This is a genomic window from Hydrogenophaga sp. (assembly GCF_041633695.1).
Classification (GTDB): Bacteria; Pseudomonadota; Gammaproteobacteria; order Burkholderiales; family Burkholderiaceae_C; genus Hydrogenophaga.
The window spans coordinates 1-7,473 of record NZ_JBFJMY010000195.1; the positions used below are offsets into that span (position 1 = coordinate 1).

The 7,473-nt window shown below is 67.4% G+C and carries 6 protein-coding genes; 1 reads left to right on the plus strand and 5 read right to left on the minus strand.

The window, feature by feature from the left end:
- From ABYB95_RS12995 to ABYB95_RS13015, 5 genes are all read right to left on the minus strand, one after another.
- The coding region (locus tag ABYB95_RS12995) for an MBL fold metallo-hydrolase (RefSeq protein ID WP_372658984.1) at positions 1-315 on the minus strand (315 nt) is incomplete at its 3' end.
- A gap of 23 nt (positions 316-338) precedes the next feature.
- A complete protein-coding gene (locus ABYB95_RS13000; protein ID WP_372658985.1) occupies positions 339-2,033 on the minus strand; it encodes an AMP-binding protein in 1,695 nt (564 codons plus the stop codon).
- Positions 2,034-2,138: 105 nt separating this feature from the next.
- Positions 2,139-2,885: a hypothetical protein gene (locus ABYB95_RS13005; protein ID WP_372658986.1), complete on the minus strand. Its 747-nt coding sequence runs from the start codon at positions 2,883-2,885 to the stop codon at positions 2,139-2,141.
- Positions 2,885-3,727 carry a creatininase family protein gene (locus ABYB95_RS13010; protein ID WP_372658987.1) on the minus strand — a complete coding sequence of 281 codons (843 nt, stop codon included), beginning with the start codon at positions 3,725-3,727 and terminating at the stop codon, positions 2,885-2,887. Before ABYB95_RS13010 ends, ABYB95_RS13005 begins: the two co-directional genes overlap by 1 nt.
- Positions 3,728-3,842: 115 nt before the next feature.
- Complete coding sequence (locus tag ABYB95_RS13015; protein ID WP_372658988.1) at positions 3,843-5,066, minus strand: class I SAM-dependent methyltransferase; 1,224 nt, start codon at positions 5,064-5,066, stop codon at positions 3,843-3,845.
- 263 nt (positions 5,067-5,329) lie between these two features.
- On the opposite strand from ABYB95_RS13015, the gene ABYB95_RS13020 reads away from it, so the two are divergent.
- On the plus strand, positions 5,330-7,473 hold a 2,144-nt coding region (locus ABYB95_RS13020), incomplete at its 3' end, for a protein-disulfide reductase DsbD family protein (RefSeq protein ID WP_372658989.1).

Consider the following 7,473-nt stretch of genomic DNA (forward strand, 5'->3'; position numbering starts at 1 on the left):
CACGGCCTGGGCCAGCCCCGGAGGGATGTGGGTAGCCACGCCGGGATAGGCCTGTTGCAGCGCGGCGTTGCCGCCGCAGTGGTCGCTGTGCAAATGGGTGTTGAGCAGCAGATCCAGCGCAGCCCCGCCCAGCGCCTGCGCCACCAGGGCCAGGGTTTGTTCGGCGTGGGTGCAGTAGCCGCTGTCGATCAGCGCGGTCGGGCCATCGCCCCGCACCAACACGTTGTTGGCCGATAGCCAGCCCCGCTCCAGCACCGTGACCCCGGCGCTGCGCAAGGCGGCGTTGGCCGTGTCGGCCGTGATCGCATCCGCCATGCCGGGTTCTTGCGCTGTGGCCACTACGCCGGATCGCGCAGCATGCGGCGCAGGATTTTGCCGACGTTGGTCTTGGGCAATTCGTCGCGGAACTCGATGTGTTTGGGCCGCTTGTAGCCGGTCAGGTTGTCGTGGCAGTAACGCGCCACCGCCTCTTCGGTCAGCGTCGGGTCGCTGCGCACCACGAACACCTTCACGGCTTCGCCTTGCTTCTCGTCCGCGATGCCGATGGCCGCGCATTCCAATACGCCCGGGCACATCGAGATCACGTTTTCCAGCTCGTTGGGGAACACGTTGAAGCCCGAGACCAGGATCATGTCTTTCTTGCGGTCGACGATGCGGGTGTAGCCCTGCTCGTCCATGATGCCGATGTCACCGGTGCGCATGAAGCCATCGGCGGTGAAGGCCTGGCGCGTCTCTTCGGGCTGCTGGTAGTAGCCGGTCATGACGTTGGGGCCTTTGATGCAGATCTCGCCGGTGCCGCCCAGCGGCAGGCTGTGGCCATCGTCGTCCTTGATGGCGATCTCGATGCCCGGCAAAGGCAGGCCGATGGAGCCCGAGAAGCTCTGGTTGGTCACCGGGTTGTTGGTGCCGATGGCGCAGGTCTCGCTCATGCCCCAGCCTTCGATCATGGCCGAGCCGGTCACCGCCAGCCACTGCTGCGCCGTGCCCTGCGAAGCGGCCATGCCACCGGCCTGCGACAGCGCCAGGCTGGAAAAATCGAGCTGGCGGAACTGCGGGTTCTGCAGCAAGGCGTTGAACAGGGTGTTCACCGCAGGCAGCAGGTGGAAGGGCCGCCGCTTGAGCGTTTCCACCAGTTTGGGAATGTCGCGCGGATTGGGGATCAGCGTCATGTGTGCGCCCCAGCGCACGCAGAGCAGGCTCAGGGTGAGCGCAAAGATGTGGTACTGCGGCAAGGCCGTGATGGCGTTGATCTCGCGTATGTCGGCAACCCGCGTCAGGGCGGGCTTGAACCAGGCCTCGGCCTGCAGAATAGCGGCGACGATGTTGCGGTGCGTGAGCACCGCGCCCTTGGACAAACCGGTGGTACCGCCGGTGTACTGCAAGAAGGCGACCGAATCCAGCGTGGCGTTGCTGGGCTTGAGGTGCATCTGCCCGCCGGCGGCGAGCGCGTCGCGGAACCGGCTGATCGCCACCGAACCCTGCGGACCGCTGAGCGGCAGCTTGTAGGCCGGCACCATTTTGGCCAGGTGGCGCACCGCGAAGTTGATCCATTTGCCGCGCCAGAAGCCGAGCAAATCGCCCAGGCCGGTGAGCAGCACGCGGCGCAGCGGTGTCTCGTCGATCACCTCTTCCAGCGTGGCGGCGAAGTTTTCCAGAATGACGATGGTCTCGGCGCCCGAGTCGCGCAACTGGTGCTGGAGTTCGCGCCCGGTGTACAGCGGGTTGACGTTGACCACGGTATAGCCCGCGCGCACGATGGCCGCCATGGTGACCATGAACTGCGGCACATTGGGCAACATGATGGCCACGCGCGCACCGGGTTCCAGGCCTTGCGCCTGCAGCCAGGCGCCCAGCTCGGCGCTCAAATGGTCGAGTTCGCCGTAGCTCATCCAGGTTTCCATGCACACCGACACCGGTTGCCGGGCGTTCTTCTTGAACGACTCTTCCAGCAAGGCCGCCAGCGAGCGGTACTGTTCGGGCTCTATGGCGTGCGGCACGCCCTCGGGGTATTGGCCAAACCAGGGATGTTTCATGTTTGCGTTGGAAATGGGTTGCATGGCGCCATTCTGTGGGCTGGCGCGCTGGCGCAACACCGGGCCTGCCCTAGTGCCGTGTCGCGCAAAGCACAGGCAGGTGGCTCAAGGCGCACGCGCCAGCTCGTCGGCCAGTGCGGCCGCGCAGCGGGCGGGATCGGCTTCGAACAGCTGCCCGATCCAGTGCTGCTCGCGCCGGGCGATCTCGGCCAGAAAGGCGCTGGCGTCGCCCAGGGAGGCGAAGGCGTCGAAGCCGTTTTCCAGAAAACGCTGCAAGGCGCCCATGCCGGCCGCCTGCGCCGGGCCGCGCATCATCTTGAGCGCCAGGCGCAGGCTTTTCTTGCGCGTGAGCTGCTGCAGTTCGGTACCCATGTGCTGCACCACGGCCAGTTGGCGTTCGCGCAAATGGCGATCGCCGGTCAGGCGCCAGCTGTTCACATAGCGCTCGGCCGCGCCAGCGCCGGGCGCTTGTTCCAGCCAATGGCGGGCCAGGTCGTGGTCCAGGCCTTCGGTCAGGGCGTGGGTCTCGGCCAGGTCCACCGCCAGTTGCGACACCGCCTGCGGGAACAGGCGCTCGATGGCACCGGCGATGCGGCCAAACTGGGCATCGCGCTCGGCAAAGTCGTGTTCACCGTACAACTCTTCCAGAAAAAAACGTGTCGCCGCTGCGTGGCGCCGGTCGTGCAGAAAGTCGCCATAGGTGGCGCGAAAGCGCCGCGCCTGCAGTTGTTTGACCTGGTGCACCGCCGCAGCAAAGCCGCTGGCCTGGGCCTGTGCGTGCAAGTGGGCGACGGACTCCAGATGCCCGCGGATGCGCGCTGCGGCACTGGTGGGCGCGTCTTCGCTGGCCATCAGACCGGGCGATCGAAGGCGGTCTGCTCGCTCAAGGTGTGGGGCGGCAAGCGGTCGATTTCAGCCAGCAATTGCGCCAGCGCCCGCCCGGCAGCGGCCAGCACCGCCTGGCCGTTTTCAACCGTGGCGGCGGCGGCATTGCCCACCGCACCTTCGGCGTTGTAGTCCTGCATCTGCCAGCCCAGCTTGGCGCTCTTGCCATTGCCCAGAATCGGGAACGCATCGGCGCGCGCCTGCGAAGCGGAGCGGAAATACCCGGCCTGCGACATGCGCACCAGCGCGGGTTTGAGCGCCAGCATCAGCGCGGTCTCGATTTCACCGGCGTGGATGCCAAAGCGGTGTTCTTCGGCGCTGAAGCGGGCATTCACGTCCTGCCCTTGCTCGTCGGTCAGCGGCAGGTTGAACCAGTTCACGCTGTAAACCAGCATGCCCAGCCGCGCGCGCAGGTCGCGCGCCACCAGATCGAGCGCGCCCACCTGGCCGCCGTGGGCGTTGAACAGCACCAGCTTCTTCACCCCGCTGGCGGCCACGCACTCGGCGATCTCGGTCCACACACGGATCAGGGTTTCGCTCTTGAGCGTGAGGGTGCCGGGAAAACGGGTGTGCTCGGGGCTGAAGCCCACCGCCTGGGTGGGCAAGAACAGCACCGGCTGGGTGGCGGCCAGGTGCGGCAACGCCGCCTGGACCACGCCGTCGACGATGTCGGTGTCGACCGACAACGGCAGGTGCGGGCCGTGTTGTTCGGTGGCGGCCACCGGCAGCACGGCGATGGTGCGCGCGAGATCGAGCGCGGCAAAGTCGGCGGTGCTGAGGTCGGACCAGAAACGGGGTGCGCTTGTCATGGTGTGCATCTTAAGTGGCTGCGGCCGCCCCGGCGTTGTTGCACCCAAAGCCGACATTGCGAAAACCAGGAACCTGGCCCGGTCCGGGCAAGATGTCTACGGCCGCGTGTGGGCGCTAAGAACCGTACATCCAGCCCCGCGACCACGGCAGGCCCTGCGACGACTGCCCCGCCGGGCGGCACAGCACCTGGTAGAGCGCGATCTCGTCGTTGTCAAACGCCCATTGGCAACCCGCCAGGTAGATGCGCCAGATGCGCCAGCGCCGCTCGTCCACCAGCGCCTTGAGCTGCGGGGTGTGGGCCTCGAAGGCCTCGCTCCACAAGCCGGTGGTGCGCGCATAGTGGCGGCGCAGGTTTTCCACGTCCAGCGCTTCCAGCCCGCCTTGCTGCATGGTGCGCAAGACCGTGCCGATGTGCGGCAGTTCGCCGCGCGGGAACACGTATTGGTGAATGAAATGGCCCGCCCCGTGCGCGGTCTCGCCGTCATCCGGGTCGCTGCTGGTGATACCGTGGTTGAGCGCCCACCCGTCGGACACCAATAACGCACGGATGTGAGCGAAATAGGCCTTCAGGTTTTGCAGGCCCACGTGCTCGAACATGCCCACGCTGGTGATGCGATCAAACGCTCCATCGCGCGCCGGGCTCAGGTCGCGGTAGTCCTGCAGCCGGATCTCGATCCGGTCTTGCAGCCCGGCTTCGCGCACCCGCTCGCGTGCCAGATCGAACTGGTTTTGCGACAGCGTGACCCCCAGGCCGCGCACGCCCGGCAACTGCGCCGCACGCAACAGCAGCGAGCCCCAGCCGCAGCCGATGTCGAGCAGGCGCTGCCCGGGCTGCAAGCGCAGCTTGCGCAGAATGTGGTCCATCTTGGCCCACTGCGCGGTCTCCAGGTCTTCGTCGCCGCGCTCGAAATAGGCGCACGAATACGCCATGCTCGGCCCCAACCACGGCGCGTAGAACGCGTTGGACACGTCGTAGTGGTACTGGATGGCTTCGCTGTCGTGCTCGCGGCTGTGGGCCGAGTGGCGGCGGATGCGCCCCAGCAGACCGCCCGCCGGCTGGGCGGTTTCGGCCAACCGGTGCGCCATCGCCAGCATGGCCGTCGGTGACCCATCCACGTCGATCAGGCCTTCCACATAGGCCTGGCCCAGTGTGTCCAGACGCGGATCGACCAGCAGTTTGAGCGCGGCGGCGTCGTGCACCCGAATGCTCACATCGGGCCGGTCAAAGTCCCCCAAGTCCAAAGACACACCACGCCAATTCAGGCGGATCGGCAGATTGGCTTGCCGACGCACCCGCATCACCCATGGCTTGAGGGCCAACTCCATCACCGAGTCCATCACCCACCTCCTTTGCTGCGCTCGCTGCGGTTCAAGCCGGTTGTACCCAAAATCGAAGTCTTTGTGAACCTTTGACCACAATAGCGACTGGATCGCGCCAGGTATGGCGTGGGCCCGCAGCAGACCGCTGCCCGCTGCGCTTATATTCATCAACCCGCCCGTTGACGCCCAAGCCGCGCGGAACTCATCCCCCTCACCCGCCTCTCACAGCCTCCACCTGCGGCGCGCCCCGCCCGGCCACACGACCCAATACCCCCTTGCCCATGCACCGCCCGACCGTCTTTTGCGCCCCCCGCCTGCTGTGGCCCCAGCTGTTTTCCGGGCTGCTGCTGTGCACGATGCTGCTGGGCTGGCCGCTGGCCGCACCGGCGCAGAGCTTGCTCGACCAGACCAGCGCCAAGTCCGACTTTGTGCAGGCCGAGCTGCTGGCCCATGCGCCCGAGGGCGCTGCACCGGGGCAAACCGTCTGGATGGGCCTGCAACTCACGCACGCCCCCGAGTGGCACACCTATTGGAAGAACTCGGGCGACTCCGGCCTGCCCACCCATTTCGAATGGACGCTGCCACCCGGCGTCACGGCGGGCCCTGTGGCCTGGCCCACGCCACGCAAATTCCCCATCGGCAATCTGGCCAACTACGCCTACAACGGCACGGTGCTGCTGCCGGTGCCGCTCACCATAGGCCCTGAGTTCAGCGGCCAGACGCTCAACGTGAAGCTGTATGCTGCCTGGTTGGTCTGCCGCACCGAATGCATCCCCGAAGAAGGCCGGTTCAGCCTCAGCATCCCGGTGCAAAGCTCTACCGCCATCCACGGTCAGCGGTTCCAGGCGGCCTGGGACGCGGCCCCCAAAGACCAGGCCGCCGCCGACAGCACCCTCACCCCCGAAGGCGGCTTCTTGAAGGTGTCCCTGGCCGGCCTGCCCGCCGCTTGGCGCGGCCAGAAGCTTGAGTTTTTCCCGGAAACGCCGGGCCTGATCGAACCCGGTTCGCCCTGGACCCAGACCTGGGACGGCGCCCGCTGGACGGCCCGCGTACCGCTCTCGCCGCAACGTTTCGAAAGCCCCGCGCAAGTGCCATTGGTGGTCGCCCTGGCCAACGCGCCTGGCGCAGGCCCCGGTCTGCCCGGCGCGCGCCTGGACGTGCAGGTGCAAGGCACCTGGCCGCCCGCCGCCGCCCAGCCGCTCGCTGTGCCCGATGCGCTGAGCGCCGCGCTGGCGGACAACGCTGCCCGCTCGGCTGCCGCGCCGCTTAGACCGGCACCCGCCCTGGGCATATCGCTGGGCTTGGCCTTGCTGGGTGCGCTCGTCGGTGGCGTGATTCTCAACCTCATGCCCTGCGTGTTTCCGGTGCTGGCGATCAAGGTGCTGGCCTTCGCCCAACACGCCGACGACCACGCAGCGCACCGCCGCAACGGCTTGGCCTATAGCGCCGGGGTGCTGCTCTCGTTTCTGGCGCTGGGCGCTTTGTTGCTGGGCCTGCGCGCTGCTGGCGAACAACTGGGCTGGGGCTTTCAGCTGCAAAGCCCGGCGGTGGTGGCGGTGCTGGCCACCCTGTTCACGGTGATCGGCCTGAACCTCGCCGGTCTGTTTGAATTCCGCAGCATCCTGCCCAGCGCGGTTGCCAACCTGCAAGCCCGCAACCCCACGGCCGACGCCTTTTTGACCGGCGTGCTGGCCACCGCCATCGCCTCGCCCTGCACCGCGCCCTTCATGGGTGCCTCGGTCGGCCTGGCCATTGGCTTGCCGCCCGTGCAGGCGCTGGCCGTATTTGGCGCACTCGGCCTGGGCATGGCACTGCCCTATCTCGCGGCCAGCTGGATACCCGCCTTCGCCCGTGCCTTGCCCCGCCCTGGGGCTTGGATGGTCACCTTCCGCCAGTTCATGGCCTTCCCCATGTTCGCGACCGTGGTCTGGCTGCTGTGGGTGCTGGGGCAGCAAAGCGGCATCGACGGCGCCGCCGGACTGCTGATGCTTCTGGTGGCGCTGGCGCTGCTGATCTGGGCGCTGGGTCTGCAAGGGCGCAGCCGTGCGGTGCTCACCGGTCTGTCGCTGGCGGCGCTGGCGGGCCTGGGCTGGGCCATAGGCCCGAACGTAACCCGCCAGCAAGAACATACCCCGGGCGCAGCGGTGGCCACCACGGTGGAGGGCCTAAGCTGGCAGGCCTGGACCCCGGAACGCCAGGCGGCATTGATCGCCGCAGGTCGCCCGGTGTTCGTGGACTTCACCGCCGCCTGGTGCGTGACCTGCCAGTACAACAAACGCGCCACCCTGGCCGATGCCGATGTGCTGGCCGATCTGGCCCGCAAAAATGTTGCCCTGCTGCGCGCCGACTGGACCCGGCGCGACCCGGCCATCACCGCCGCGTTGGCCAGCATGGGCCGCAACGGCGTGCCGGTGTACGCGCTGCA